This window comes from Marinobacterium aestuarii (genome assembly GCF_001651805.1).
Lineage (GTDB): Bacteria > Pseudomonadota > Gammaproteobacteria > Pseudomonadales > Balneatricaceae > Marinobacterium_A > Marinobacterium_A aestuarii.
This window is the reverse complement of the sequence record NZ_CP015839.1, coordinates 1375048-1399686: the sequence shown is the minus strand read 5'-3', so window position 1 is coordinate 1399686 and position 24639 is coordinate 1375048. Positions and strand designations below refer to the sequence as shown.

At 57.9% G+C, this 24639-nt stretch carries 26 protein-coding genes; 9 read left to right on the top strand and 17 right to left on the bottom strand.

Translation table 11 applies throughout. From position 1 onward, the window contains the following. Positions 1-61: 61 nt before the first annotated feature. From A8C75_RS06220 to A8C75_RS06210, 3 genes are read right to left on the bottom strand one after another with little or no spacing between them, the layout of a single operon-like run. Positions 62-694 carry a response regulator transcription factor gene (locus A8C75_RS06220; RefSeq protein ID WP_067379551.1) on the bottom strand — a complete coding sequence of 211 codons (633 nt, stop codon included), beginning with the start codon at positions 692-694 and terminating at the stop codon, positions 62-64. A 1-nt stretch (position 695) separates the two neighbouring features. Further along, a complete protein-coding gene (locus tag A8C75_RS06215; protein WP_067379548.1) occupies positions 696-2021 on the bottom strand; it encodes an HlyD family type I secretion periplasmic adaptor subunit in 1326 nt (441 codons plus the stop codon). A gap of 9 nt (positions 2022-2030) precedes the next feature. After that, on the bottom strand, positions 2031-4151 hold the full coding sequence (locus A8C75_RS06210; protein WP_193788189.1) for a type I secretion system permease/ATPase: 2121 nt from the start codon (positions 4149-4151) through the stop codon (positions 2031-2033). Positions 4152-4188: 37 nt separating this feature from the next. On the opposite strand from A8C75_RS06210, the gene A8C75_RS06205 reads away from it, so the two are divergent. Then, positions 4189-4602, top strand: coding sequence for a hypothetical protein (locus A8C75_RS06205; protein ID WP_227819847.1), 414 nt, complete (start codon positions 4189-4191; stop codon positions 4600-4602). 127 nt (positions 4603-4729) lie between these two features. Here the strand turns inward: A8C75_RS06205 and iscX are convergent, their stop codons facing one another. From iscX to A8C75_RS06160, 9 genes are all read right to left on the bottom strand, one after another. Beyond that, a complete protein-coding gene (gene iscX, locus A8C75_RS06200) occupies positions 4730-4930 on the bottom strand; it encodes a Fe-S cluster assembly protein IscX (RefSeq protein ID WP_067379542.1) in 201 nt (66 codons plus the stop codon). Between the two features lie 14 nt (positions 4931-4944). After that, complete coding sequence (fdx, locus tag A8C75_RS06195) at positions 4945-5283, bottom strand: ISC system 2Fe-2S type ferredoxin (RefSeq protein ID WP_067379539.1); 339 nt, start codon at positions 5281-5283, stop codon at positions 4945-4947. Next, positions 5283-7163 (bottom strand): Fe-S protein assembly chaperone HscA, encoded by a 1881-nt coding sequence (gene hscA / locus A8C75_RS06190; protein WP_067379536.1) that lies wholly within the window; start codon positions 7161-7163, stop codon positions 5283-5285. Before hscA ends, fdx begins: the two co-directional genes overlap by 1 nt. Positions 7164-7178: 15 nt before the next feature. Then, a complete protein-coding gene (hscB, locus tag A8C75_RS06185) occupies positions 7179-7712 on the bottom strand; it encodes a Fe-S protein assembly co-chaperone HscB (protein WP_067379533.1) in 534 nt (177 codons plus the stop codon). Between the two features lie 20 nt (positions 7713-7732). Continuing rightward, positions 7733-8044, bottom strand: a complete 312-nt coding sequence (gene iscA / locus A8C75_RS06180) for an iron-sulfur cluster assembly protein IscA (protein WP_472387576.1) — start codon at positions 8042-8044, stop codon at positions 7733-7735. Positions 8045-8114: 70 nt separating this feature from the next. Next, a complete protein-coding gene (iscU, locus tag A8C75_RS06175; RefSeq protein WP_020683723.1) occupies positions 8115-8498 on the bottom strand; it encodes a Fe-S cluster assembly scaffold IscU in 384 nt (127 codons plus the stop codon). Between the two features lie 31 nt (positions 8499-8529). Beyond that, entirely contained in the window at positions 8530-9744 is a 1215-nt protein-coding gene (locus tag A8C75_RS06170; protein WP_067379530.1) for an IscS subfamily cysteine desulfurase, read from the bottom strand. 23 nt (positions 9745-9767) lie between these two features. After that, positions 9768-10268 (bottom strand): Fe-S cluster assembly transcriptional regulator IscR, encoded by a 501-nt coding sequence (iscR, locus tag A8C75_RS06165; RefSeq protein WP_067298599.1) that lies wholly within the window; start codon positions 10266-10268, stop codon positions 9768-9770. 125 nt (positions 10269-10393) lie between these two features. Continuing rightward, a complete protein-coding gene (locus A8C75_RS06160) occupies positions 10394-11131 on the bottom strand; it encodes an RNA methyltransferase (RefSeq protein WP_067379527.1) in 738 nt (245 codons plus the stop codon). 133 nt (positions 11132-11264) lie between these two features. Here A8C75_RS06160 and A8C75_RS06155 point away from each other — a divergent pair, with 133 nt between their 5' ends. After that, positions 11265-12077: an inositol monophosphatase family protein gene (locus tag A8C75_RS06155; protein WP_067379522.1), complete on the top strand. Its 813-nt coding sequence runs from the start codon at positions 11265-11267 to the stop codon at positions 12075-12077. A gap of 253 nt (positions 12078-12330) precedes the next feature. Here the strand turns inward: A8C75_RS06155 and A8C75_RS06150 are convergent, their stop codons facing one another. Beyond that, positions 12331-13557 (bottom strand): argininosuccinate synthase, encoded by a 1227-nt coding sequence (locus A8C75_RS06150; protein WP_067379519.1) that lies wholly within the window; start codon positions 13555-13557, stop codon positions 12331-12333. A gap of 130 nt (positions 13558-13687) precedes the next feature. Beyond that, positions 13688-14527, bottom strand: a complete 840-nt coding sequence (locus A8C75_RS06145; protein WP_227819846.1) for a flagellar protein MotY — start codon at positions 14525-14527, stop codon at positions 13688-13690. Positions 14528-14767: 240 nt separating this feature from the next. On the opposite strand from A8C75_RS06145, the gene rnt reads away from it, so the two are divergent. After that, positions 14768-15424 carry a ribonuclease T gene (gene rnt / locus A8C75_RS06140; protein ID WP_418287454.1) on the top strand — a complete coding sequence of 219 codons (657 nt, stop codon included), beginning with the start codon at positions 14768-14770 and terminating at the stop codon, positions 15422-15424. Between the two features lie 107 nt (positions 15425-15531). On the opposite strand, the gene A8C75_RS06135 is transcribed toward rnt, so the two are convergent. Both A8C75_RS06135 and grxD read right to left on the bottom strand, forming a co-directional pair. Beyond that, positions 15532-16134 carry a peroxiredoxin gene (locus A8C75_RS06135; protein ID WP_067379516.1) on the bottom strand — a complete coding sequence of 201 codons (603 nt, stop codon included), beginning with the start codon at positions 16132-16134 and terminating at the stop codon, positions 15532-15534. 97 nt (positions 16135-16231) lie between these two features. Then, positions 16232-16570 carry a Grx4 family monothiol glutaredoxin gene (gene grxD, locus A8C75_RS06130; RefSeq protein ID WP_067298604.1) on the bottom strand — a complete coding sequence of 113 codons (339 nt, stop codon included), beginning with the start codon at positions 16568-16570 and terminating at the stop codon, positions 16232-16234. Between the two features lie 325 nt (positions 16571-16895). On the opposite strand from grxD, the gene A8C75_RS06125 reads away from it, so the two are divergent. The 3 genes from A8C75_RS06125 (at position 16896) to A8C75_RS06115 (ending at position 20113) form a co-directional block, all read left to right on the top strand. Continuing rightward, positions 16896-18089, top strand: a complete 1194-nt coding sequence (locus A8C75_RS06125) for an aspartate aminotransferase family protein (protein WP_067379513.1) — start codon at positions 16896-16898, stop codon at positions 18087-18089. A 45-nt stretch (positions 18090-18134) separates the two neighbouring features. Beyond that, positions 18135-19040, top strand: a complete 906-nt coding sequence (gene argF / locus A8C75_RS06120; protein WP_067379511.1) for an ornithine carbamoyltransferase — start codon at positions 18135-18137, stop codon at positions 19038-19040. A 158-nt stretch (positions 19041-19198) separates the two neighbouring features. Then, positions 19199-20113: a LysR family transcriptional regulator gene (locus tag A8C75_RS06115; protein WP_067379508.1), complete on the top strand. Its 915-nt coding sequence runs from the start codon at positions 19199-19201 to the stop codon at positions 20111-20113. Positions 20114-20133: 20 nt separating this feature from the next. Here A8C75_RS06115 and A8C75_RS06110 read toward each other — a convergent pair whose 3' ends face one another. After that, positions 20134-20523 carry a carboxymuconolactone decarboxylase family protein gene (locus tag A8C75_RS06110; protein ID WP_067379505.1) on the bottom strand — a complete coding sequence of 130 codons (390 nt, stop codon included), beginning with the start codon at positions 20521-20523 and terminating at the stop codon, positions 20134-20136. A 275-nt stretch (positions 20524-20798) separates the two neighbouring features. Between A8C75_RS06110 and A8C75_RS06105 the strand changes: the two genes are divergently transcribed. The 3 genes from A8C75_RS06105 to A8C75_RS06095 all read left to right on the top strand — a co-directional run bounded on the left by A8C75_RS06105 (position 20799) and on the right by A8C75_RS06095 (position 24604). Then, entirely contained in the window at positions 20799-22157 is a 1359-nt protein-coding gene (locus A8C75_RS06105; RefSeq protein WP_067379502.1) for a class II 3-deoxy-7-phosphoheptulonate synthase, read from the top strand. Continuing rightward, positions 22154-22480 carry a YqcC family protein gene (locus tag A8C75_RS06100; protein WP_067379499.1) on the top strand — a complete coding sequence of 109 codons (327 nt, stop codon included), beginning with the start codon at positions 22154-22156 and terminating at the stop codon, positions 22478-22480. The genes A8C75_RS06105 and A8C75_RS06100 overlap by 4 nt, the downstream gene beginning before the upstream one ends. Before the next feature lie 153 nt (positions 22481-22633). Beyond that, positions 22634-24604 carry a monovalent cation:proton antiporter family protein gene (locus tag A8C75_RS06095; RefSeq protein WP_067379496.1) on the top strand — a complete coding sequence of 657 codons (1971 nt, stop codon included), beginning with the start codon at positions 22634-22636 and terminating at the stop codon, positions 24602-24604. Positions 24605-24639 lie beyond the last annotated feature (35 nt).

Below are 24639 nucleotides of genomic sequence, written 5' to 3'. Positions count from 1 at the left end.
CAATACACCTGTCCTTTTAATCATCTTCCGAATCTCCCTAGCAGCGACTTACGCCTACCGTTCAATGAATTATATGTCGTTCCTGCGCCATCAAAATCAGCGAAACCCGATCTCCGGCTCCGGTTTTCCTTAATATGGCGCTTATATGCGCTTTTACAGTTCGCTCCGTGATCTGTAGTTCCCTGGCGATCTGCTTGTTAGAGGCCCCGGACATAAGTATATCCAACACCTGCTGCTCCCGCTCACTCAAATTAGCGGCCAGGCCCACCTTTTCAGACTGAACCGACAATAAGGCAGAAGGATGACCATTTAACAGGCGTTTTACCAGTTGCTGCATCACAGAAGGCGTGGCCCAGATATCACCACGCCATACAGTTTCAAGCAGCTGCTGTAAAAGGGAGCCGGTCATAAAAGTACTGGCATAGCCGCGGGCGCCCTGGGCCAGCAACCGAATACCTTCATCATTCTGCGGACGGTCCGCCATAATAACGAACAGCTGCTGCATGGATTCAAACCGCTGTATCAGCTCACGGCGCTGATCCGGCGCCACTGAATCCAAATGCAACAATATCAAACCGCCCGACAGCCCTTCTGCCAATTCTGCAGCCTGCAATTGGCGCACCGGATATTCTGAGAGCAGACGCCCCCACCGACTCGCGACATTCGCCTCTACTGAAAAAAAACCAAGATGCATGTCAGCGTTCCGTGAAGGCCCGATCCCGGGCTTTAAGTATCGGCTTCAAAATGTAATCCATTACTGTTTTTTTCCCTGTCAGAATATCAACACTCACGGTCATGCCGGCAATAAGCGGAAGTTTCTTGTCCGCAGGACCCAAATAGGGCTGTTTCGTTTCAAGACGCACCAGATAATACGCCTGTTTTTCCTCATCAAGGATGGTGCTCGGTGAAACAAACTCCACGATGGCATCCAGCCCACCATAAATAGAGAAATCATAGGCCGAAACCTTGACCGTTGCCGGCAGTCCGACGCTAATCTGGGCAATATCGGCCGGACGCACCCGTGCCTCGACCAGCAGGCGATCCTCCCAGGGCACTATATTCAGCAGCTGATCGCCGGGCTGCACCACACCCGCGACTGTATTGACCAGCAGTTGCTTGACCGTACCCTTGACCGGAGAGCGCACCTCGGTTCGGGTAATTCGATCCTGCATGCCCTGCAGCGTTTCCTTCAGACGGGCCAACTCGCCGCTCATCTCATTCAGCTCGGCACGGGCCTTGGAGCGAAACTGCAACTCGCCTTCATTTAAACGGCTGCGATGCTCGGAAATGGCCGCTTCGATACGAGGCACACTGAGGCGAATACCGGCCAGCTCGCCCTTCATGTCATTAACCTGGCGGCGCAGACGCAGATACTCGACTTCAGAAATCACGCCCTCACCCACCAGCGGCTGCATTATATCAAGTTCCTGCAGCATCAGGCTGTAGCTGCTGCGGATCTGCTCTTCCTTGGATCTAGCCTCACGCAGCTCCTGCTGTCGCTGCTCGAGCTGACGCTGCGTCACGGCAAGGTTCGCACGCAGTTCCTGCTCCCGCGCCTGGTACAGGTTGCGCTCACGTTCCAGCTGCAGCGTGAACTGCACCGGATAATTCTCGGGCGCAACAAAGGGCGCACCGTCCGCTTCGGCCTGCAGCCGCACGACCTTGGCAACCAGTTCGAATTCCCGCACCTGACTCTCGTTAAAGGAACTGGCAAAGCGGGTATCATCGATACGCAGCAGTATCTGCCCACGCTCGACCAGGTCGCCTTCACGCACCAGAATTTCGGATACTATACCGCCCTCCAGATTCTGTATCACCTGCAGCTGGCGCGACGGGATAATTTCGCCCTCTCCCCGACTGATCTCATCGAGTTTGGCCCAGTTGGCCCAGAGCACCGCAAGCAGTACGAACAGAGCCATCACCCAGAGCAGAACCCGGGCACTGCGCGGCGTCTGCTCCAGCATGGCCTCACTGATGCTGGTCATGAACTGGGTGTCTTGCTGTTTGGCGATCCTTTTCATGTCAGCTCCCTAGGTCCGGATCTGCAGGCGGCCCTGCTTGAGCGCATCCAGCACAGCCTGCTTGGGCCCGTCTGCCACTACCTTGCCACCGTCAATCACGATCAGCCGATCCACCAGCGTCAGCAGGGACATCTTGTGCGTGACCAGCAGCAGGGTACGCTCGCTGGCATAACTGGCCAGCTGTTTCTTCAGATACTCTTCAGAGGCGTTATCCATCGCATTGGACGGTTCATCAAGCACCAGCACACGAGGGTCATGAATCAGCGCCCGCGCGACAGCCACGGCCTGACGCTGACCGCCGGACAGAGCCGCGCCGCGCTCGCCGACCTGCATGTCAAAGCCCAGCGGATGACGATTGATAAAATGGTCTGCGCCCGAGAGCTCCGCCACCCGTATCACCTGCTCGTCGGTGGCATGGGGTGAGCCCAGGGTAATATTCTCCCGCAGCTTGCCGGCAAACAGCATGATGTCCTGCGGCACATAGCCCAGGTGACGGCGCAGATCGACCGGGTCAATCTGACTGATATCGATACCATCGATGCGGATGGCGCCCTCGGTCGGACTGTAAAGTCCCATCAGCAGCTTCTCGATCGTGGACTTGCCGGAGCCGATGCGACCGATCAGCGCGACTTTTTCGCCCGCCTGCAGGCGAAAGGACACCTGATCCAGCACTTTTTGCTGCTCACCCGGATAGGCAAAAGATACCTGATTGAATTCGATCGAGCCCTTGAGTACCGGGCGATGCACGAAGTGCCGATCATTCTCCCGTTCCTCCGGCATATCCATGATCTGATTCAGTGTTTTTAGCGCCGTGGAAGCCTGGTGGAAATTGGTGATAAGCCCCGCCAACTGCCCCATGGGCGCGATAACCCGACCGGCCAGAATAACACTGGCGATAAGGGCACCGAGGGTCAGCTCATTTCCACTGATCAGGTAGACACCGAAAATTACCAGCGCGGTGGAGGTCAGCTGCTGCACCAGGCCAGCAAAATTGACCACCGACGACGAGAGCATGCGCGAACGCAGACCCCAGCGCGCTATGTAACCGCCCGCCTGCTCCCAGCGCAGCTGCAGCGGTGATGCAGCTCGCTGTGTCTTTACAGTTTCCATGGCCGTCAGGGTTTCGATCAGAATCGAGTTTTTCTGCGATGCCGATTCAAAGGTCTTTTCGACGGACTCTCGCAGGCGCGGGCGCACAATCAGCGAAAAAATATAAATAATGGGAATAGCTACCACCGGCACAATAACCAATGGGCCGCCGATAAGACCGATGACGGCAAGGAATATAAGCGCAAAGGGGATATCGATCAGCACCGTATTCACGGTGGAACTGAGCATCGAGCGAATGCTTTCAAATTCACGCAGATTATTGGCAAAAGAGCCGACAGAGCGCGGCATGGCGCCATACTTGATGGCCTGCACCTTTTCAAACAGCAGTGCCGACAATAGAATATCGGTCTTCTTGCCCGCCACTTCTATAAAGTAGGCACGCAGCATTTTCAGGCCGAAATCGAAGATATAAACCACGAACAGACCGATCGCCAGCACCCACAGGGTTTCGATCGCAGCGTTCGGCACGACCCGGTCATAGACGTTCATCACGAACAGCGGACTGGCCAGCACAAACAGGTTGATCATCAGAGACGCCAGTAGCACATCCCGATATATAGCCATTGAACGCTTCAGCGTACCCCAGAACCAGTGCCCTTCCCGATCGGCCAGCACCCTGGATACGCGTTCACTGTAGCGATATTCCAGCCGCACGAAAATGGCAAAGCCGGTGTAGTGCTGCTTAAGCTCGCTCAAACCGATGCGATGCTTGCCGCCACTTTCGGGCTGAATGATAAAGGCCGAGCCGTCTTCTGCATCCAGTTCCTGCAGGATGCAGGCCTGGCCGTCGTCCAGTATCAGCACCACAGGCAGCACCAGGGGCGTGATTTCAGCCAGAGGGCGACGCAGCACCCGCGCCGCAAGACCCGCACGCTTGGCGGCCTGCACAAACAGCTTGGGCGTCAACCGACTCTCCTCTAGCGGCAGCCCTGCACTGAGCACTGCAGCCGACAACGGATTGTGATTCTGTTTGCTGAGTTCTACTAGACAACTTAGGAGGGGGTCTTGAATTTCATCCATGTCCTTGACCTGCTCGGAACGCGGCCTACATACTAGCATGCAACCTAACTACCTGATATCCCTGACTCTGATGCTCTATGCCATAAGAAACACGGAGGGCCGAATTATTGGCCTGACCGAATCTGCCCGGCCCGGTTTGCAGGCCGTAGACGTAAAAAACAGGGAGGTTCTTGAGTTCCTGTCGATCAACGACGAAGACTTCTCGGCCGAAGACTTTCTCGACCAGTCCGATGTCGGCACCGTCCGCATTATTGAGGACATAATCGACATTCTGATCGCCAAGAACCTGGTTCTGTTTACCGACTTCCCGCTCGCATCGCAGAAAAAGCTGCTCAGCCGCAAACTGGCGCGCAGCATTATCCAGTCAGAGTCGCCGGAGCCGGACGCCCAGACGACGGGCACCCAAAAAGCCCCATCAATCCTTATCGAAGATGACGAGTCCTGGCTCTGAGACTGCGCCAGCCCTTCCAGCGTCACAACCGGGCCACACCAGCAACACAGACAAACAGTCAGGCACAAAAAATCCGGCAACCTTGTGAGGGTACCGGATTCTGTAAAGCCGCCTAAAACAGGCTTGCTCAGTCCTGCTCTTCTATCCAGGCCATCTGTATGGCTTCAAGGATCTTCTCGCCGCAATGATTCGGGTCATCATCGAACCCTTCAAGCTCCATGACCCAGCGATACAAATCCGGAAAGCTGACCGTGATGGGATCTACATCGGGGAACCGCTCACACAGTTCGATGGCTATATCGTTAACATCTACCCACTTTATTCCCACGCTAGCCCCCTGGATCAGTGCCGTTCAGAAACCTGATTGATGGTGTATTTGGGAATTTCGACGACCAGGTCTTCATCCCCCACCAGTGCCTGACAGCTCAGCCGCGACTCCGGCTCCAGCCCCCAGGCCTTGTCGAGCATATCTTCTTCGAGCTCATCAGCCTCATCCAGAGAGACAAAACCTTCGCGCACAATAATATGGCACGTAGTGCAGGCACAGGATTTCTCGCACGCATGCTCGATTTCCAGGCCATTGGCCAGAGCCGCATCACAGACGGTCACACCCGGTTCCACCTGAATAACCTTGCCTTCCGGGCACAGATCCGCGTGGGGCAGGAATATTATCTGCGGCATTAACGACTCTCCTCGATTTCATCAATATTGTGCCCCTGCAGAGCACGCTGAATACTGGCATCCATCCGGCGCGAGGCGAACTCGTCACTGGCGACTGCCAAGGCTTTTACACCACTCTCAATGGCACGGTGATCAGACCCGGCACGCACCTCCTGCAGCTGCATCATGGCGGCCTGCAGAGCCTCACGCTCTGCCTGCGTCAGCAACGCCGCACCGTCTTCGATCAGCGCCTGCTCCAGCGAGTGCAGCAAACGGTCTGCATCCACCTGCTGTTCGCGCAGACTGCGCAACACCAGATCCTCCTGTGCAAAGCTGTAGGATTCCTTCAGCATGCGCTCGATCTCGGTATCACTCAGACCATAGGACGGCTTGACCTGGATTCGGCTCTCGACACCGGTGGAAAGCTCCTTGGCCTCCACATTCAACAGGCCATCGGCGTCCACCTGAAAGGTCACGCGGATTTTGGCAGCACCGGCCGCCATGGGCGGAATGCCGCGCAGCTCAAAACGTGCCAGTGAGCGGCAATCATCAACCAGTTCGCGCTCACCCTGCAGCACATGAATCGCCATGGCCGTCTGGCCATCCTGGTAGGTGGTAAATTCCTGGGCCTTGGCGACCGGAATCGCGGTATTGCGAGGCACCAGCTTTTCAACCAGCCCACCCATGATTTCAAGCCCCAGGGACAGCGGAATAACGTCCAGCAGCAGCATGTCGCTGTCCGGCTTGTTACCGGCCAGCACATCCGCCTGCAGTGCCGCACCCAGCGCCACCACGCGATCCGGATCTATATCGGTCCGCAGCGCCTTGCCAAAAAACTGCTGTGCCGCTTCACGCACCTGGGGTACTCGCGTCGAGCCCCCCACCATGACGATATCCTGTACCTGCGCCACGCTGACACCGGCATCCTTCAGGGCACGACGACAAGCACGAATGGTACGCGCCACCAGGTCATGGATAAGTTCGCCAAACTGGTCTCGATCGATACAGACACGCTTCTCGACACCGGCGACGGCAAGCAGTGTCTCGACCACGGGCTCATCCGTCAGGCGTTCCTTGATGCTGCGCGCCTGTTCGGTCAGGTAGCGCGCATCCGCCGACCCCAGCCCGGCCCCGATGCCCAGCTGATCAACCAGCCAGTTGGCCAGCGCCAGATCCAGGTCATCTCCGCCCAGAGCGCTGTCGCCACCGGTCGCCATGACCTCGAACACGCCCTTGCTGAGGCGCAGAATGGAGATATCGAAGGTACCGCCGCCCAGATCATAAACAGCGATTACACCTTCCGCTGCCTCATCAAGACCGTAGGCCACGGCCGCCGCGGTCGGCTCGCTCAGCAGACGCAGTACGTTCAGCCCCGCCAGGGTTGCCGCATCCTTGGTCGCCTGTCGCTGGGCATCATCGAAATAGGCCGGCACCGTAATTACGGCACCCGTCAGCTCACCACCCAGGGAGTCTTCAGCTCGGCGTTGCAGCGTGCGCAGAATATCCGCGGAGATCTCCACCGGGCTCTTCACACCGGCGGCGGTCGATAGATAGGGCATGCCCTCGTCCAGACGCTCAAACCGGTAGGGCAGCTCATCACCCAGTTTCTTGATATCAGCAACACCGCGCCCCATGAGGCGCTTAACGGACTGGATGGTATTGAAGGGATCGGTAACCGCCTGGGCATGGGCGTCATGACCCACTACGGGCCCACCTTCGGCAAGATAACGCACGACGGATGGCAGCGTATGCCGCCCCTGCTCATCCGGCAGAGTCACGGATTCGCCACTGCGAACCGTCGCGACCAGTGAATTTGTGGTACCCAGATCAATACCCACCGCGAGCTTGCGCTTGTGGGGATCTGGGCTCTGTCCGGGTTCAGCTATTTGCAACAAGGCCATTTGTTCAACTCAGAATCAGTACAAGTCGTCTTCGAGACGCTCTATTTCACGCCTCAGCTTATCCAGGAATTGCATCTTCCTGACGGCCGCAGCAGCGGCATGGAGCGAGGCTTCGGCGGGGATAGCAATCTGACTGCGAAACTCGGCCTGCAAGGGCGCCATCATCTGCTCGACCCCCTCCCCCAGCGCAGCCAGTTCCGACTCGGGATCTGCATGCTGCGGCGCATCTTCGAGCCGCTCGCGCAGCTCCATCTGCTGCATCAGGAACACGGGATCCATGGGTGCACTGCTCTCGTTATGGGTATCAATACCCTGCAACTTGAGCAGGTACTGAGCCCGTAACAAGGACGCACGCAAGGTGGCATAGCCTTCATTGAGATAGGCTGTGTACTGTGCAGACAGTCGGCGTTCCTGGTCGGAAAGGTGGGCGAAGCGATCGGGATGGAGTTTCTTTTGCAGTTCAAGATGACGCTGCGACAGCAGCCCAAGATCTATATCAAAGACCTCGGGCAGGCCGTAAAACTCAAAGAAGTTTTGCTTGATATCCATGCGACTCCGGACGAACTGGATCAGACGTTAAAGCTTTCGCCACAACCGCATTCGTTACGCACGTTCGGGTTATTGAACTGAAAACCTTCGTTCAACCCTTCGCGTACATAATCCAGCTCTGTACCGTCCAGATAAATCAGACTCTTTGGATCCACTACAACCTTGACACCACTGGCCTCGAACACTTCGTCCTGTGCCTCGACGTCATCGACAAATTCAAGCACGTATGCCATGCCTGAACACCCCGTCGTGCGGACGGCCAGACGAACGCCTTCACCGTGCCCACGTTTTTCAAGATAGCCGACCACATGTTTGACAGCGGCCGGTGTCATGGTAATAGCCATAGGTCAATACTTCCCCGCGCCGCATGTTTCGCGGCGCCACAGCTGAATAGATGAAGCCTTACTTGCCCTGCTTCTGCTTGTAATCGGCAACCGCAGCCTTGATGGCGTCTTCAGCCAGAACCGAGCAGTGAATTTTCACCGGCGGCAATGCCAGCTCATCAGCAATCTGGGTGTTTTTCAGTTCAGCCGCCTGATCCAGCGTCATACCCTTGACCCATTCGGTCACCAGGGAGCTGGACGCGATTGCAGAGCCGCAACCGTAGGTCTTGAACTTGGCATCTTCGATAACACCGGTATCGCTGACCTTGATCTGCAGGCGCATTACATCGCCACAGGCCGGAGCGCCGACCATGCCGGTACCCACACTGTGATCCGCAGCGTCCATTTTGCCGACATTACGTGGATTTTCGTAGTGATCTATAACTTTTTCGCTGTAAGCCATGACTATATCCTCTTATTCGTCCGCAGCTGCCTTAGTGGTGAACCCACTCGACCTTGCTCAAATCAACGCCATCTTTAAACATGTCCCACAGAGGAGACAACTCTCGCAGCTTGCCTACCGCTCCGCGGATGTCCTGGATCACATGATCGACATCGTCTTCGGTGGTAAAGCGCCCGATGGAGAAACGGATTGAGCTATGTGCCATTTCGTCGTTCAGACCCAAAGCACGCAGTACATAGGAAGGCTCCAGGCTCGCCGAGGTGCAGGCAGATCCCGAAGACACCGCCAGATCCTTCAGCGACATCAGCAGAGACTCACCTTCAACAAAAGCGAAGCTGATGTTCAGGTTGCCCGGTACACGCTGAGTCAGAGATCCGTTTACATAAACCTCTTCCATATCCTTGACGCCCGCCAGCAGGCGATCACGCAGGGTGATCAGACGCTCGTTTTCAGCCGCCATTTCCAGCTTGGCGATACGAAACGCCTCGCCCATGCCTACGATCTGATGCGTCGCCAGAGTACCGGAGCGCATGCCACGTTCGTGACCGCCACCGTGCATCTGAGCTTCAATGCGAACACGCGGCTTGCGGCTGACGTATAGAGCGCCGATACCTTTGGGGCCGTAGACCTTGTGCGCCGAGAAGGACATCAGGTCGACCTTCAGCTTGCTCATGTCGATATCGACCTTGCCCGCACTCTGAGCGGCATCTACATGAAAGATGATGCCTTTGGCTCGAGTGATTTCACCAATAGCGGCGATATCCGTCAGGGTACCGACTTCATTATTCACATGCATCAGGGACACCAGAATGGTGTCTTCACGGATGGCGTCCGCAACGACCGAAGGCTCAATAATGCCTTCCTTGTTGGGGTCCAGATAGGTGACCTCGAAACCTTCGCGCTCCAGCTGACGGGCCGTATCCAGTACCGCCTTGTGCTCGATGCGCGAGGTGATGATGTGCTTGCCTTTCTTCTGATAGAAATGCACCGCGCCCTTAATAGCCAGATTGTCGGACTCGGTCGCACCGGAGGTCCAGACGATCTCGCGCGGATCGGCATTGATCAGATCAGCCACCTGGCGACGGGCATTTTCAACCGCTTCTTCGGCCTTCCAGCCAAACAGATGAGAGCGGGATGCAGGGTTACCAAAGTTACCCTCCATCGTCAGACACTCAATCATCTTTTCCGCAACCCGCGGGTCAACCGGGGTGGTGGCGGAATAATCCAGATAAATCGGCAACTTCATTCTCTATCTCCGGTACAAATCGGTTACACCGCCGCCTTGCGATCGGCAGGCGTTTTTTCACCCGTACTCATAATCAGCTGATCTACATAACGACGATCCTGCCGTTTGGCAACCTGCTGTACATCTTTGCGCTGAACCAGGTCCAGCAAAGTGATACTGCTCAGGAATGCATGAATCTGTTCGCTCAGGTCGCACCACAGATGGTGCGTCAGACAGGTTTGGCCCGACTGACAGTCACCGCTGCCGTGGCAACCCGTAGCATCAACCGACTCATTCACCGCGTCGATCACTTCGGCCACATTGATGTGTACCTGATCACGACTCAGCTGATAACCACCGCCGGGCCCTCGCACACTGCGCACCAGCTCGTTGCGTCTCAGCTTGGCAAACAGCTGCTCAAGGTAGGACAGCGAGATACCCTGACGCTCGGAAATATCGGCCAGACTGATCGGGCCTTTCCCTGCGTGCAACGCCAAATCAAGCATCGCTGTAACTGCATAACGGCCTTTGGTGGTCAATCGCATAAGCTTCCTCTCGACACCGGGCGACTCGTGCAAGCATTATGCAATAGCCTACAAAAACGGTCAACTATTTAACCTACTAAAACAGTCGGCTAATACGAACCCGACGCCAACAGCAGCACCACGTTTCAGCCACCGCCGACTTTCTTGTTCACCGCCGTCAGAATGCCACGCAGCACATTGACCTCGACCTTGTCCGGCACCGCACGCAACAAAAGGCGACGCAGCCGGGGCATCAACTGACGGGGATTGTCCGGATTCAGGAACTCGATATCAACCAGAGTGCTCTCCAGATGCTGAAACATCCGCTCAATCTCGCCACTGTCGGCCAGATCGATATCCCAGGGCGTACCCCAGCGCGGCTTCTCGACTGCGGCACCCGACAGCGCCATCATGCGCAACTCATAGGCGATAACCTGCACCGCAGCCGCCAGATTAAGCGAACTGAAACCCTCAACCGATGGGATATGTACATGCTGATGACAGCAATGCAGCTCTTCGTTGGTCAAACCCCGATCTTCGCGCCCGAAAACGATGGCAACACGCAGCTGCGGCTGCACTTCGGACACAATCGCCGCCATTTCCCGCGGGTCTATTACCGGCCAGGGTATGTGACGGCCACGGGCACTGGCTCCGATCACCAGATGACAGTCCGCCACAGCATCGGTGAGCTCAGGCACGATGCGGGCATTATCCAGCAGGTCGGTTGCGCCGGACGCACGCACCACCGCCGCCTCACTGGGAAAGTCATTGGGGGCAACCAGACAGAGGTCAGACAACCCCATATTCTTCATCGCCCTCGCCACGCCGCCAACGTTGCCCGGATGGGAGGTATTGACCAGCACAATGCGGATATTCTCGAGCATTTTTCGCGCCTGATAGGTTCAAGGGGGCGATATTTTAACAGAACAGGCCGTTTTAGGTGAATTAGTGTTCTTCCAGCGCCACAGTTTTTGTATAATGCCGGGTTTTGGCTCGCTACATATTAGGTCCCTACTGATGCAACCGATGGTAAACATTGCCCTGCGCGCTGCGCGTCTTGCAGGAGAGCAAATCGCACGTGCTGTAGAGCGCCTTGATTTGATCAAATCCGAGCAGCAAGGCGTCGCTGAATTCCTGAACGAGACCTGTGTACAGGCCGAGCGGACCATGGTGCACACGATCCAGAAGGCTTACCCGAGCCACACTATCGTCGGTGAATATTCAGGGGAACACGCTCCGCTACAGGAAGGCCCGACCTTCACCTGGAACATCAACCCGATCGACAGCATCACCAACTTCGCCAATGGCCTCCCTGTTTTCGCCATCAGCATGTCTGGTCACAGCACTAGCAAAATCGAGCATGCCATAGTCCTGAACCCGATGGCCGGCGAGGAATTCACCTGCAGCCGCGGCTACGGCGCCCACTTCAACGGCAAGCGCCTGCGCGTCAGTAACCGCAAAACCATCCAGGGCTCACTGATCGGCACCGGCTTTATCGGCCGCACCAGCGACAAGCTCTACCTGAACGAATTTCAGGAAATGTTCCGCAACATCATCCTGGCAGACGGCAAGACCTTCAACGGCGGCTCTCCAGCCCTGAACCTGGCCTACACCGCTGCAGGACGCCTGGACGGATTCTTCCAGATCGGCCTGCAGCAGAATGAAATCGAAGCAGGCATGCTGCTACTGCAGGAAGCCGGCGGCCTGGTCGGCGACTTCACCGGCGGCACCGGCTATCGCACCAGCGGCAACCTGGTGGCCGGCAACCCGAAAATGTTCAAGGCCCTGCTGCAAAGCATTCGCCCTACCCTGAACGAATCACTGAAGTAAGGGCGCCCGCCAACACTTAAAGCTCGCAGCTGCAAAAAATGCCAGCCGGTAACATTCACCGGCTGGCATTTTTTTTGCCCACACCCCCACCTCTGCCACAACATCAATACAGAGCCCACCCAGCCAGGACGCATAAAAAATCCGGAACCCACCAAGTGAGTTCCGGATTCTGTCAAAACTCCAGGCGAGCGACAGGCCTCAGATAACGCACACCTGGACCCGGCCGCGGGCTTTTTGAAGCATCAGACGCCGATCAGTCTTCCAGCAGATTGCGACCCTTGCTTGCCGCAATGCGCATACGCAACGCATTCAGCTTGATAAAGCCCTCTGCATCCTTCTGATCATAGGACCCGGCATCGTCCTCGAAGGTCGCAATGCTTTCATCAAACAGGCTATCGACAGAGCGACGACCCACAACTTCGACATTGCCCTTGTACAATTTCAGGCGCACATCACCGTTCACGTGACGCTGGCTGTAATCGATCAACTGCTGCATCATCTTGCGCTCTTCAGACCACCAGAAACCGTTATAGATGGTCTCTGCATAACGCGGCATCAGTTCGTCTTTCAGGTGCGCAGCTTCACGGTCCAGCGTAATGGACTCAATGGCACGGTGAGCACGCAGCATGATGGTGCCACCCGGCGTCTCGTAACAGCCACGGGACTTCATGCCAACAAAGCGGTTCTCGACGATATCCAGACGACCAATGCCGTTTGCACCACCGATCCGGTTCAGCGTTTCCAGCACAGTCGCTGGAGACATAGCCTCGCCATCGATGGCAACGATATCGCCCTTGGCGTAGGTCAGCTCAATGTAGGTCGCCTCATTCGGCGCCTGCTCAGGCGACACCGACCAGCGCCACATATCATCTTCCGCTTCCGCCCAGGGATCTTCCAGCACACCACCTTCATAGGAGATATGCAGCAGATTGGCGTCCATGGAGTACGGAGACTTTTTCTTCTTGCCTGCGAAATCGACCGGAATATTGCGCTCTTCACAATATTTCATCAGGGTTTCGCGGGACGTCAGATCCCACTCACGCCAGGGCGCGATCACCTTGACGCCCGGCTTGAGCGCATAGGCACCCAGCTCAAAACGCACCTGATCATTACCCTTGCCGGTCGCGCCATGGGAAATGGCATCGGCGCCGGTTGAGTTGGCTATTTCAATCAGTCGCTTGGCAATCAGCGGGCGTGCGATGGAGGTACCCAGCAGGTACTCACCCTCGTACACGGTATTGGCACGAAACATCGGGAATACGAAGTCACGCACGAACTCTTCACGCAGGTCTTCGATGTAAATTTCCTTTACACCCAGAGCCTCTGCCTTGGCACGCGCAGGCTCAACCTCTTCCCCCTGCCCCAGATCGGCAGTAAAGGTGACCACTTCGCAATTATAGGTATCCTGCAACCAGCGGACGATAACAGACGTATCAAGTCCGCCGGAGTAGGCCAGCACAACCTTTTTAATATCCGACATCTATTGGCTCCACATGAAATCACCCGACAGCCGGCAGCGAGCACAAGGACCCACAACGACAGCAACCGGGCAAAGAATCTGTTGGCGAAAAAACGCAGTATTATATCAGCAAAGCACGGGACTCAGAAGGCTATTCACGCTCAAGACGGATAGTGACGCGGCGGTTGCGATCCCGATTCGCCGCCGAATTATTGGGCACCACCGGATAACGCTCGCCATGAAAGCGCATGGTGATCATGGATTCATCCATGCCCTTGGCCTTCAGGTACTCGGTCACAGCCTCGGCCCGCTTCTTCGACAGGTCCCGATTCAGCAGACGCCGCCCCAGATTATCGGAATGACCATCCACATAGACCGACTGCACGCTGTCATCATGCTTGACGTAGAGCGCGATCAGGTCGAGTCGCGCCCGGGCCGAATCAGACAGCACATAAGTTGCCGGCGGAAACAGCACCGCCGTGCGCGCCACCTGACGATAGTTCACCGGCAGCAAGCCTTCGACGCAGCCACTGTAGTCCTGATAGGCCGAACCAAAATTCGCCGCCGACACCCCGACCCGCAGCGCCTCCGCGGTCCCCTGCCAGTCGGTACGGGTAAATGTGGGCACCAGCCCCTTGTACAGAAACGCCAGCATCTGACGGGCGTAGTTCGAGGCGACATCAATATCACCACTGGCGGCATCCACCTTGAGCGTCGCAATCATCTGCGGCGCCGCGCCCGGCCGCCAGGGCGGCGCCTCAGCCACCAGCAACGCCTGCGCCGAGGCATTCACCTGCTCAACCGCACGCAGGCTGAAACGCACATCCTCCCCCGCCTCGCGCTCAAACAGCGCCCGCCCGTAAGCCGGCACAGCCTGACTCAGACGGCAACTGAACTTGGAGGACTCCAGCTCCCAGCGCGAATCGTCAATCGCAGCCCGATAGGTGACCGCCAGGGCAGTCTCGGCACCCAGCCAGACGAGCAATAGCAACGAAAGTCTGCACAGCAAATTTATCACCCCAACCAGGAACCAGAACACACTCAAGTGTATCGACCCGAACCCCATTTCCTTTAACACCCAGCCCGACAAAAGGCCTGCGGCGATACAAACATATACCCTTAACTGCCTCGACTCTACGGGAATATGCGTTCAGCAATGGAGGCTGCGCGCCTGGGTTGCTAGAATAGCGCCTTACTCACCGACTGCACGCGCGGCAATTAAGGACTCCTCTTGAGCAACAGCACCATTCCGCAACTGATGGCAGACCGTTTTCGCGGCTTTCTGCCCGTCGTTATTGACGTTGAAACGGCGGGCTTCAACTCCCGCACCGACGCCCTTCTGGAAGTCGCAGCCGTCACTCTGACGATGGACGAAAACGGCTATCTGATGATCGATCAAAGCTTCGACGAGGCGGTTGATCCGTTTGAGGGTGCCAACCTGGAGCAATCCGCACTGGACTTCACCGGCATCGACCCCTTCGACCCTGAACGCAACGCCATTTCCGAAACCCTGGCGCTGGAAAATATTTTCAAGCCCATCCGCAAGTCGATCAAGGCACACAACTGCAAGCGCGCGATTCTGGTTGGCCATAACGCCGCCTTTGACCACAGCTTTATTCAGGCTGCGGCGAGCCGCACCGACGCCAAACGCAACCCCTTCCACCCCTTTTCCACCTTCGACACCGCCACCCTGGCAGGGCTTGCCTATGGACAGACCGTCCTGGCACGGGCCTGCGACGTGGCGGGCATCGATTTCGATGGCAAGAAAGCCCACTCCGCGCTCTACGATACCGTCAAGACCGCCGAATTGTTCTGCGCCATCATCAACCGCTGGAAGGATCTGGGCGGCTGGGACATGGTACTGGAAAGCCGTCAGTACGACGACTAGACCATCAACAGCAACCCGCGCCCAAACGCAAAAAACCCGTCACGAAGACGGGTTTTTCATATCTGCAGAGGCCAACTCCAGGGAGTCGACCCGCACAGCAGGCAGGCTTACAGCTTGCCGGATTCTTCAGCCAGGTAAGCGGCAACGCCTTCCGGAGAAGCGTTCATACCCTTGTCACCCTTGTTCCAGCCAGCCGGGCAAACTTCGCCATGCTCTTCGTGGAACTGCAGCGCGTCAACCAGACGAATCAGCTCGTCGATGTTGCGACCCAGCGGCAGGTCATTGACGATCTGTGCACGTACGTTACCTTCCTGATCGATCAGGAAAGCGCCGCGGAATGCAACACCGTCAGCGTGCTCAACGTCGTACGCCTGGCAGACTTCGTGCTTGATGTCAGCCACCAGAGTGTACTTAACAGGACCGATACCACCCTGATTAACAGGGGTGTTGCGCCATGCGTTGTGCGAGAACTGGGAATCGATGGAAACACCGATAACCTCAACGTTACGCTCTTTGAATGCCGCAACACGGTGATCCAGTGCGATCAGCTCAGACGGGCAAACGAAAGTGAAATCCAGCGGGTAAAAGAAAACCAGGCCGTATTTACCCTTGATGGCTTCTTTCAGGTTGTAGGAATCAACGATTTCGCCAGTGCCCAGAACAGCCGCTGCGGTAAAGTCCGGTGCTTGCTTGCCAACTAGTACGCCCATTACTTCTCTTCTCCGTTAGTCGTCGTATTTCAACGCTTAAAAACTTCGGCGTGACCACTGTGCGCGATCACGCCGAAAGAATAAATGCTGTATTAACTCAGGCTTCTTCTTCAGGAGCCTGGTTCGCTGCGGCCTGCTTGATCAGCGTTTCCAGCTCACCATTGGCAGCCATCTCGCAGACGATATCGCAACCGCCCACCAGCTCACCATTGACCCACAACTGTGGGAAGGTCGGCCAGTTCGCATACTTGGGCAGCTCGGCACGAATTTCAGGGTTTTCCAGGATGTTCACGAACGCGAAGCGCTCGCCACAATTCATCACAGCTTCGACTGTACGGGATGAAAAACCACATTGCGGGAAACGCGGCGTGCCCTTCATATAAAGCAGGATGGTATTTTTCTCGACCTGCTCTTTGATAGTATCGATCACACTCATTGATACACCTTTAAAACTACAGTGAAACTCTAGTCCGCCGTGCGCGAACGCCTTGTATCAGCCTACCATATATCCGAGCAAAAGAGTCAGGCAAAAAACACCCGCACGCCGACTTCTACCCACCTGACACAGGCCAGTATATTGCGCCAAAGGCGCGGTATTTCAACCCCGGCCGTGAGCGTTTTTTACGCATTAGCCCTCGTCCGCCACTGCCGCGAACGTCTGCCCGCACGACATCCATTGCCAAAATGAATGCCAGTCAATAGAATGCCTTTCTTTTGTTTGGCAGCCAGGGCTGCCTTTTTGCGTTGTAGGGAGCACGAACATGGCAGCTACGCCTATCATGAATACATATAACAGGCTCTCGGTTGCCTTCGACCATGGCGCAGGCGCCTGGCTGTATGACACAGACGGCAACAAGTACCTGGATGCACTGTCCGGCATCGCCGTGTGCGGCCTGGGTCACAGCCACCCGGCCGTCACCCACGCCATCAGCGAACAGGCCTCCCGCCTGATTCACACCTCGAATCTGTACACCATTCCGCTGCAGGAGCGCCTGGCCGAACGCCTGTGCGCCATCGCCGGCATGGACAGCGTGTTCTTTGGCAACTCAGGTGCAGAGGCAAACGAAGCCGCCATCAAGCTGGCACGTCGCTTCGGCCACCAGAAAGGCATCGACAACCCGGCCATTATTGTCATGGAAAACTCCTTTCACGGCCGCACCCTTGCCACCCTGAGCGCCACCGGCAACCGGGCTGTGCAGGTGGGTTTCGAACCCCTGGTCAGCGGTTTCGTACGTGCACCCTACGATGATGTCGACGCCATTCGTACCATCGCCGCCAACAACCCCAATGTGGTTGCCATCCTGGTGGAACCGGTACAGGGCGAAGCCGGCATTCGCATTCCCGCCGACAACTACCTCAACCAGCTGCGCGACATCTGCGATGAGCACGAATGGCTGCTGATGCTGGACGAAGTCCAGACCGGCAACGGCCGTACTGGCAAATATTTTGCGTATCAGCACAACGCCATCCTGCCGGACGTGGTAACAACAGCCAAAGGTCTGGGCAATGGCGTGCCAATTGGTGCTTGTCTGGCTGCTGGCAAAGCTGCCACTATCCTGTCTCCGGGCACCCACGGCTCGACCTACGGCGGCAACCCACTGGCCTGCGCTGCGGCCTTGGCTGTGGTTGATACCATTCAGAGCGAAAACCTCTGCCAGCGCGCCGAGCAACTGGGCCAGCGCATCTGCGACGGTTTTCGCGCCCAGCTGGGCGATTCGGACTACATTCGGGAAATCCGCAACAAGGGCCTGATGATCGGCATTGAGCTGACAGAAGCAGGCACCGAACTTGCGGTGCTGGCCAAGGTCAAGGGCATCCTGCTGAATGTAACCGGCGGTGGCCGCGTTGTACGACTGCTGCCCCCCCTGATTTTGAGCGATAGCGAAGCAGACCTGCTGGTTAACACGCTGTCAAAACTGATCCAGATATATGCGGCTGACGAGCGGGAAATTTAACCTCGACCGCCGCTCTCAGAGGACCTGCTTAAGCAGATACTACCTATGAGCACGAGACATTTTTTAACACTTAAAGACCTGTCCTCCGAAGAGCTGAAACAGCTCATCGTACGGGCCGGCGAACTGAAGAAAATGCGCAATGACGGCGTCGTCTACGAGCCGCTGCAGAACCACGTCATGGCCATGATTTTCGAAAAGGCCTCGACGCGTACACGCGTATCTTTCGAAGCCGGCATGGCACAACTGGGTGGCCACGCCATGTTCCTGTCCTCGCGGGATACGCAGCTTGGCCGTGGCGAGCCGGTCGAAGACAGTGCCCGGGTTATCTCCAGCATGGTCGACGTGGTCATGATCCGCACCTTCAGCCATGAAACCGTGGAAACCTTCGCCCAGTACTCCAGGGTGCCGGTCATCAACGCTCTTACGGATGACTATCACCCGTGCCAGCTGCTGGCTGACATGCAGGCGTACCACGAGCATCGCGGCTCGATTCAAGGCAAGACTGCGGTCTGGATCGGCGATGGCAACAACATGTGCAACTCCTATATCAATGCCGCGGCCCTGCTGGATTTCCGCCTGCACATTTGCTGTCCGGAAGGCTTTGAACCCATGCAGTCACTGCTGCAAGAGCATGGTGACCGCATTCAGCTGTTCCGCGACCCCCAGGAAGCGGTGCGCGGCAGCGACCTGATCGCCACTGACGTTTGGGCATCCATGGGTCAGGAAGACGAGCAGCGCATGCGCGAGCGCAAATTTGTCGGTTTCCAGGTGAGCCCCGCACTGATGGACCTGGCCAACCCCGACGCCGTCTTCCTGCACTGCCTGCCGGCCCACCGGGGCGAGGAAATCAGCGAAGACATGCTGGATGATCCCCGCTCCATTGTTTTCGACGAAGCAGAAAACCGCCTGCACGCCCAAAAGGCGCTGCTGGAATTCCTGCTGGTCAAGTAGGTTTCAAGCGCATCAGTGGGCCGCTGTACACTGTGCCCGCCGATGCGCAATTTCGCGTCCGATACCCTCTATTTGGCTCAGGTTCGCTACCGCGACCCGACGGGCCGTCGCGTTTACCGCTATAATTTCGTTTATTTCATTCAGGATGGGTACCAGGCATGGTGGAACTAAGGCATCTCAAGACTCTGGCGGCCCTGCGCGACGCCGGCAGCCTGGTCGAAGCCGCTGAGCGGGTCCACCTGACCCAATCCGCCCTTTCCCACCAGATCAAGGATCTTGAAGAGCGACTGAGCTGTTCACTGTTCATCCGCAAGACCAAGCCCATCTGCTTTACCTCGTCGGGCCAGCGCCTGCTGGCCCTGGCCGATGATGTGCTGCCCATGATTCGCAATGCCGAACGGGATATTGCCCGCCTGGCAGGTGGCGAGGCCGGGCGACTGAACATCTGCATCGAATGTCACAGCTGTTTTGAATGGCTCATGCCCACCATCGATCACTTTCGCCAGCACTGGCCGGAAGTCGAAATGGACCTGTCGAGCGGCTTCAGTTTTCAGCCGCTGCCGGCCCTGGCCCGCGGCGACCTCGACCTGGTCATCACCTCCGACCCCGAAACCCGCAACGGCATCATCTATATTCCGCTGTTCAGCTACGAATCAGTGCTGGCCATCGCCAAGCAGCATCGCCTGGTGGCACGGCGCTACATACATGCCGAAGACCTGAGCCAGGAAACCCTGATCACCTACCCGGTGGATCACGGCAAGCTGGACATCTTCAACCACTTCCTGGATCCGGCCGGCATTGATCCGGCTGAAATTCGCACCGCCGAACTGACCGTGATGATCCTGCAGCTGGTCGCCAGCGGTCGCGGTGTATCGGCATTGCCCAACTGGGCGATACACGAATACCTGGAGCGCGACTACATCGCCGCCCGTCCGCTGGGCGACAAGGGCGTCTGGTGCACCCTCTACGCCGCCATCCGCGAAGACCAGAAATCATCCGAGTTCATGGTGGACTTCCTCAATACCGCCAAGGAAGTCTCGTTCCGCAACCTCAGCGGCATCAAGACCGCCTGAGGCTGAGGCTGCCCCGTGGGCTAGTTGCCGCCGCTCGACTCCCAATCTTCTATCGCCTCGCGGGCCGCACGAAAGGCCTCCTGTGCCGCCGGCGCACCGCAATAGATCAGGGATTGCAGCAGCACTTCCTGTATTTGCGCCACAGTGCAGCCATTGCGCAACGCGCCCCGCACATGCCCCTTCAGCTCAGTGGGCGCCTTTAGCGCCGCCAGCATCGCAATGGTCACCAGGCTGCGGGTCTGGCGCGGCAAACCCTCGCGCTGCCAGGTCGAGCCCCAGGCATGCTCGTTGAGCCAGTCCTGCATCGGCCGGGTAAAATCACTGGCACCCTCCAGCGCCCGGCTGACAAACTCTTCACCCATGACTTCGGTGCGAACCCGCAAGCCATTTTCCCAATCATCCCTAGACACAGCGCTCTCCCCTGACTGTTGTTAACACTCGATAGCAAAGGCCTGAAGATAGGCCTAGCAAGAAACCAACTCAAGCCTGACAGGTACTCTGCCCCGTTAAACTGTCACCCACGTGCGACGGCTACAAGCACAAAAGAAACGCGGAGAAGGCCCCTGAGAATGCCGCACCAGCAGCGCCAGTACAGGCCCCAGAGCCACGGCGGGCCTTGTTTCTTGTCGATGATCCCGTACACTGTTGCCTTCCTCTAAATTGACATCAGACAGAATCCAATACCATGCAAGACTGGAGCCCCAGCAGCTGGCGCGAAAAGCCCATCGTGCAGCAACCGACCTACACAGATCCTCGTGCCGTTAGTGCCGTGGAAGCCGAACTGAACGCGCTGCCGCCGCTGGTTTTTGCCGGTGAAATCCGCTCACTGCACGCACAGCTGGCCAATGTTGCCGAAGGCCGTGCCTTTTTGCTGCAGGGCGGCGACTGTGCCGAGAGCTTTTCCGAGTTCAACGCCAACAAGATTCGGGATACTTTCCAGCTGCTGCTGCAAATGGCGGTGGTACTGACCTTTGCCGGCAGCTGTCCGGTGGTCAAGATCGGTCGCATGGCCGGCCAGTTTGCCAAGCCCCGCTCCACCGATATGGAAACGCGCGGCGGCATCGAACTGCCAAGCTATCGCGGCGATATCATCAATGATATCGAGTTCACCGCCGAAGCCCGCATTCCGGATCCACAACGCCTGCTGCGCGCCTATCACCAGTCGTCCTCCACCCTGAACCTGCTGCGCGCCTTCGCCCAGGGCGGCTTTGCCGACCTGCACCAGGTACATCGCTGGAATCTGGGCTTCGTGGAAAAAAGCCCGCTGGGTGAAAAATACCAGCACCTCGCCGATCAGATCGACCAGACCCTGGCCTTTATGGAAGCCTGCGGCGTCCACGCCCAGAACACTCCCCAGATCAAGGAAACCTCGCTCTACACCTCCCACGAGGCCTTGCTGCTGGGGTACGAACAGGCACTCACCCGGCGCGACAGCCAAACCAACGACTGGTACGACTGTTCAGCTCACATGCTGTGGATCGGCGATCGCACCCGCCAGCCGGATCATGCCCACGTGGAATTCCTGCGCGGCGTGAAAAACCCAATCGGCATCAAGGTGGGCCCCAGCACCAACACCGATGACCTGCTGCGCCTGCTGGATATTCTCAACCCGCTGAACCTGCCAGGACGCATCACGCTGATCGCCCGCATGGGCGCAGACAAGATCGTCGAAAAACTGCCGCCGCTGGTACGTGCCGTACAACTGGCCGGCCGCGCCGTTGTCTGGAGCTCGGATCCGATGCACGGCAACACCACCACGGCATCAAGCGGTTACAAGACCCGCAGCGTCGAGGCCATACTGCGCGAAATCAAGGGCTTCTTCGAGGTGCATAACGCCGAGGGTACCCATGCCGGCGGCGTGCATTTCGAGATGACCGGGCAGAACGTCACCGAGTGTGTTGGCGGTGCCTTTCAGATCACTGAAGAAGGCCTGGCAGATCGCTACCAGACCCAGTGCGACCCACGCCTCAATGGCGAACAGGCACTGGAACTGGCATTCATGATTGCCGATACCCTCAAGCACGCTCGGAGTTCAAACCGGTGACACGCCAGCAGCAACTGAACCTGCTGCTGCGCCAGCTCGAACAGGAGCTGCAGACACTGCAGCTCTGGCAGCAAAGCGCTCCCAGCAGCGAAGCACTGAACAGCATAGAGCCGTTCTGCGTCGACAGTCTGGCCTTCAGCGAATGGCTGCAGTGGGTCATGATTCCACGCTTCGATGCGATGATTCAGCAGCAGCACGCCCTGCCCAGCAACAGTGACATCGCCGCCATGGCCGAAGAAGCCCTCAGCGGCATCAATGCCGATACCGCAGTGCTGCTCGACCTGATCCGTCAGATCGACAGCACCCTGCGCATAGTGCACTAGCAGCCTGTCGGACATACCTCTGATCTACTGCGGAAAAGCCCGACAGGCTGCTAGCCCCCAAGCTCCGATGCTCAATCAGAACCTGCCGTCATATCAGGCCTATCGCCGGCCTGATATGACTCCTATTCGCTTCCAGTGACGGAACTGCCATCCATGGAACAGGGATTTTTCCATCAGTTTCTGACCATCATTGCCGCCGCCGTGGTGGTCATCAGCCTGTTTCGCCGCATCGGCCTGCCCCCCATACTGGCGTACCTCTGCGTCGGCAGCCTATTGGGTCCCTACGCACTGGGGCTGGTCAGCAACGACAACAGCATTGCCCTGCTCAGCGAGCTGGGCGTCGTCTTTCTGCTGTTCATGCTGGGACTGGAGTTTTCCCTGCCCCGCATGATTGCCATGCGCCGCACGGTATTTGGCCTGGGCTCCATCCAGGTACTGGCCACCAGTGCGCTGATCATGGGGCTGGCCATGCTCGCCGGCCTGCCCTTCGCCGCCAGCCTGGTTGTCGCCGGCGCCCTGGCGCTGTCATCCACGGCTATCGTCACCCGCGAACTGATCCGACGCAGCGAAATCAATGCGCCCCACGGCCGATTATCCGTGGCCATACTCATCTTCCAGGACCTGGCGGCGGTCTTTTTCCTTATTCTGGTGCCGACACTGGCCAGCGATCATGCCTCTATCAACCTGCACAGCCTGATACCCACGCTGCTGCAGGGAGGCGCAATTCTCGTCGCCCTGCTCCTGTTTGGCCGCACCCTGCTGCCGCGCCTGCTCAACGAGGTTGCCAGGTCCCGCTCGGACGAGCTCTTTGTGCTGACCACCCTGGTAGCAGCCCTCACCGCCGCCTGGCTCACCCATGCCGCCGGCCTGTCGATGGCGCTCGGCGGCTTCCTCGCCGGCATGATGCTGGGCGAAAGCCGCTACCGTCATCAGCTTGAAGCCGATATACGCCCGTTCCGCGATGTGCTGCTCGGACTCTTCTTTGTCTCGGTGGGCATGCAGCTGAACCTGGCCGCACTGGTGCACAACGGACACTGGGTACTGTTGCTGACGCTGGGCCTTATGCTGCTCAAGGCCAGCCTGATTGCGCTGGCGGCCTGGCTGTTGCAGCGGGACATGAGCAATGCGCTGCGCGCCGGCATCTGCCTGGCCCAGGGGGGAGAATTCGGCTTCGCCCTGCTCACCCTGGCCTCAAGCCACCAGCTGATCAGCAGCGAACTGAACGCCCAGGTGGTCGCCATTATTATTCTCAGCATGCTGTGCACACCCCTGCTGATTCGCTTTAGCGCCACCCTGAGTCGACGTATCCACAGGCCCGCCAAGGACGCCACAGTGCCGGCCCGCAACGCACCGCTGCCGGAAGACCTGGAAGAGCTGTCCGACCACGTTATCCTTTGCGGCTATGGCCGCGTCGGCCAGGTCATCACTCGCTTCCTGCAACCGCTGCAGATCCCCTACATCACCATCGACAGCGACCCGGTGCGTGTGCAGGAGGCCGCGGCGGCGGGCGAGCGCATCTATTATGGTGACGCCAGGCGCACGGACCTGCTGAAGACCCTGGGCTCAAGCCGGGCCCGGCTGCTGATCCTCACCTTCCCCAGCGACAGCGATGCCCTGATCGCCCTGCATGGCCTCAAGCACCACTTCCCCGACCTGCCGGTGCTGGTGCGCACCCAGGATGACAGTCGCCTGCAGGAGCTGCAGGATGCCGGTGCCACCGAGGTCATTCCCGAAGCCCTGGAGGGCAGCCTGATGCTGGTCTCCCACGTACTGACGCTGCTGGACATTCCCCGCGACGCCATAGAGTCACGCATTAACCGTGTGCGCGAGGAACGCTACCGCCTGCTGCATGGCTACTACCATGGCGGCCAGTCCCGCAAGCTTGATCACCGTGGCGCCCAGGCCGAAGTGCTGCACCCGGTGGTACTGTCGCCCGGTTGCCACGGCGCCGGCCACAGCCTGCGTGAACTGCACATCAAGGCCGAGGTGGAATCCATACGCCGGGGCGATGAGCTACTCAGCGCCGTCGATATAGATACACAACTGCAGGACAACGACATCGTAATTCTGCGCGGCAGCGTCAGTGCGGTGGAGCAAGCCGAAGCGACCCTGCTCGCGGGCTGACAACCCGGCTGTCCTCGCCTGCGCCAGACTGGTAA

What these genes read in the sequence shown, in the direction of transcription:
- iscA (WP_472387576.1), bottom strand. Translation starts at nt 8,044, where the DNA reads ATGACACCGGCCGCTGTCAAACATGTGGTCGGCTATCTTGAAAAACGT.
- A8C75_RS06170 (WP_067379530.1), bottom strand. Translation starts at nt 9,744, where the DNA reads ATGAAGTTGCCGATTTATCTGGATTATTCCGCCACCACCCCGGTTGAC.
- A8C75_RS06135 (WP_067379516.1), bottom strand. Translation starts at nt 16,134, where the DNA reads ATGGGCGTACTAGTTGGCAAGCAAGCACCGGACTTTACCGCAGCGGCT.
- A8C75_RS06220 (WP_067379551.1), bottom strand. Translation starts at nt 694, where the DNA reads ATGCATCTTGGTTTTTTTTCAGTAGAGGCGAATGTCGCGAGTCGGTGG.
- A8C75_RS06160 (WP_067379527.1), bottom strand. Translation starts at nt 11,131, where the DNA reads ATGCTCGAGAATATCCGCATTGTGCTGGTCAATACCTCCCATCCGGGC.
- A8C75_RS06210 (WP_193788189.1), bottom strand. Translation starts at nt 4,151, where the DNA reads ATGGATGAAATTCAAGACCCCCTCCTAAGTTGTCTAGTAGAACTCAGC.
- A8C75_RS06125 (WP_067379513.1), top strand. Translation starts at nt 16,896, where the DNA reads ATGGCAGCTACGCCTATCATGAATACATATAACAGGCTCTCGGTTGCC.
- iscU (WP_020683723.1), bottom strand. Translation starts at nt 8,498, where the DNA reads ATGGCTTACAGCGAAAAAGTTATAGATCACTACGAAAATCCACGTAAT.
- A8C75_RS06150 (WP_067379519.1), bottom strand. Translation starts at nt 13,557, where the DNA reads ATGTCGGATATTAAAAAGGTTGTGCTGGCCTACTCCGGCGGACTTGAT.
- A8C75_RS06205 (WP_227819847.1), top strand. Translation starts at nt 4,189, where the DNA reads ATGCAACCTAACTACCTGATATCCCTGACTCTGATGCTCTATGCCATA.
- A8C75_RS06155 (WP_067379522.1), top strand. Translation starts at nt 11,265, where the DNA reads ATGCAACCGATGGTAAACATTGCCCTGCGCGCTGCGCGTCTTGCAGGA.
- hscB (WP_067379533.1), bottom strand. Translation starts at nt 7,712, where the DNA reads ATGGATATCAAGCAAAACTTCTTTGAGTTTTACGGCCTGCCCGAGGTC.
- grxD (WP_067298604.1), bottom strand. Translation starts at nt 16,570, where the DNA reads ATGAGTGTGATCGATACTATCAAAGAGCAGGTCGAGAAAAATACCATC.
- A8C75_RS06095 (WP_067379496.1), top strand. Translation starts at nt 22,634, where the DNA reads ATGGAACAGGGATTTTTCCATCAGTTTCTGACCATCATTGCCGCCGCC.
- A8C75_RS06105 (WP_067379502.1), top strand. Translation starts at nt 20,799, where the DNA reads ATGCAAGACTGGAGCCCCAGCAGCTGGCGCGAAAAGCCCATCGTGCAG.
- hscA (WP_067379536.1), bottom strand. Translation starts at nt 7,163, where the DNA reads ATGGCCTTGTTGCAAATAGCTGAACCCGGACAGAGCCCAGATCCCCAC.
- A8C75_RS06215 (WP_067379548.1), bottom strand. Translation starts at nt 2,021, where the DNA reads ATGAAAAGGATCGCCAAACAGCAAGACACCCAGTTCATGACCAGCATC.
- iscR (WP_067298599.1), bottom strand. Translation starts at nt 10,268, where the DNA reads ATGCGATTGACCACCAAAGGCCGTTATGCAGTTACAGCGATGCTTGAT.
- fdx (WP_067379539.1), bottom strand. Translation starts at nt 5,283, where the DNA reads ATGCCGCAGATAATATTCCTGCCCCACGCGGATCTGTGCCCGGAAGGC.
- A8C75_RS06115 (WP_067379508.1), top strand. Translation starts at nt 19,199, where the DNA reads ATGGTGGAACTAAGGCATCTCAAGACTCTGGCGGCCCTGCGCGACGCC.
- argF (WP_067379511.1), top strand. Translation starts at nt 18,135, where the DNA reads ATGAGCACGAGACATTTTTTAACACTTAAAGACCTGTCCTCCGAAGAG.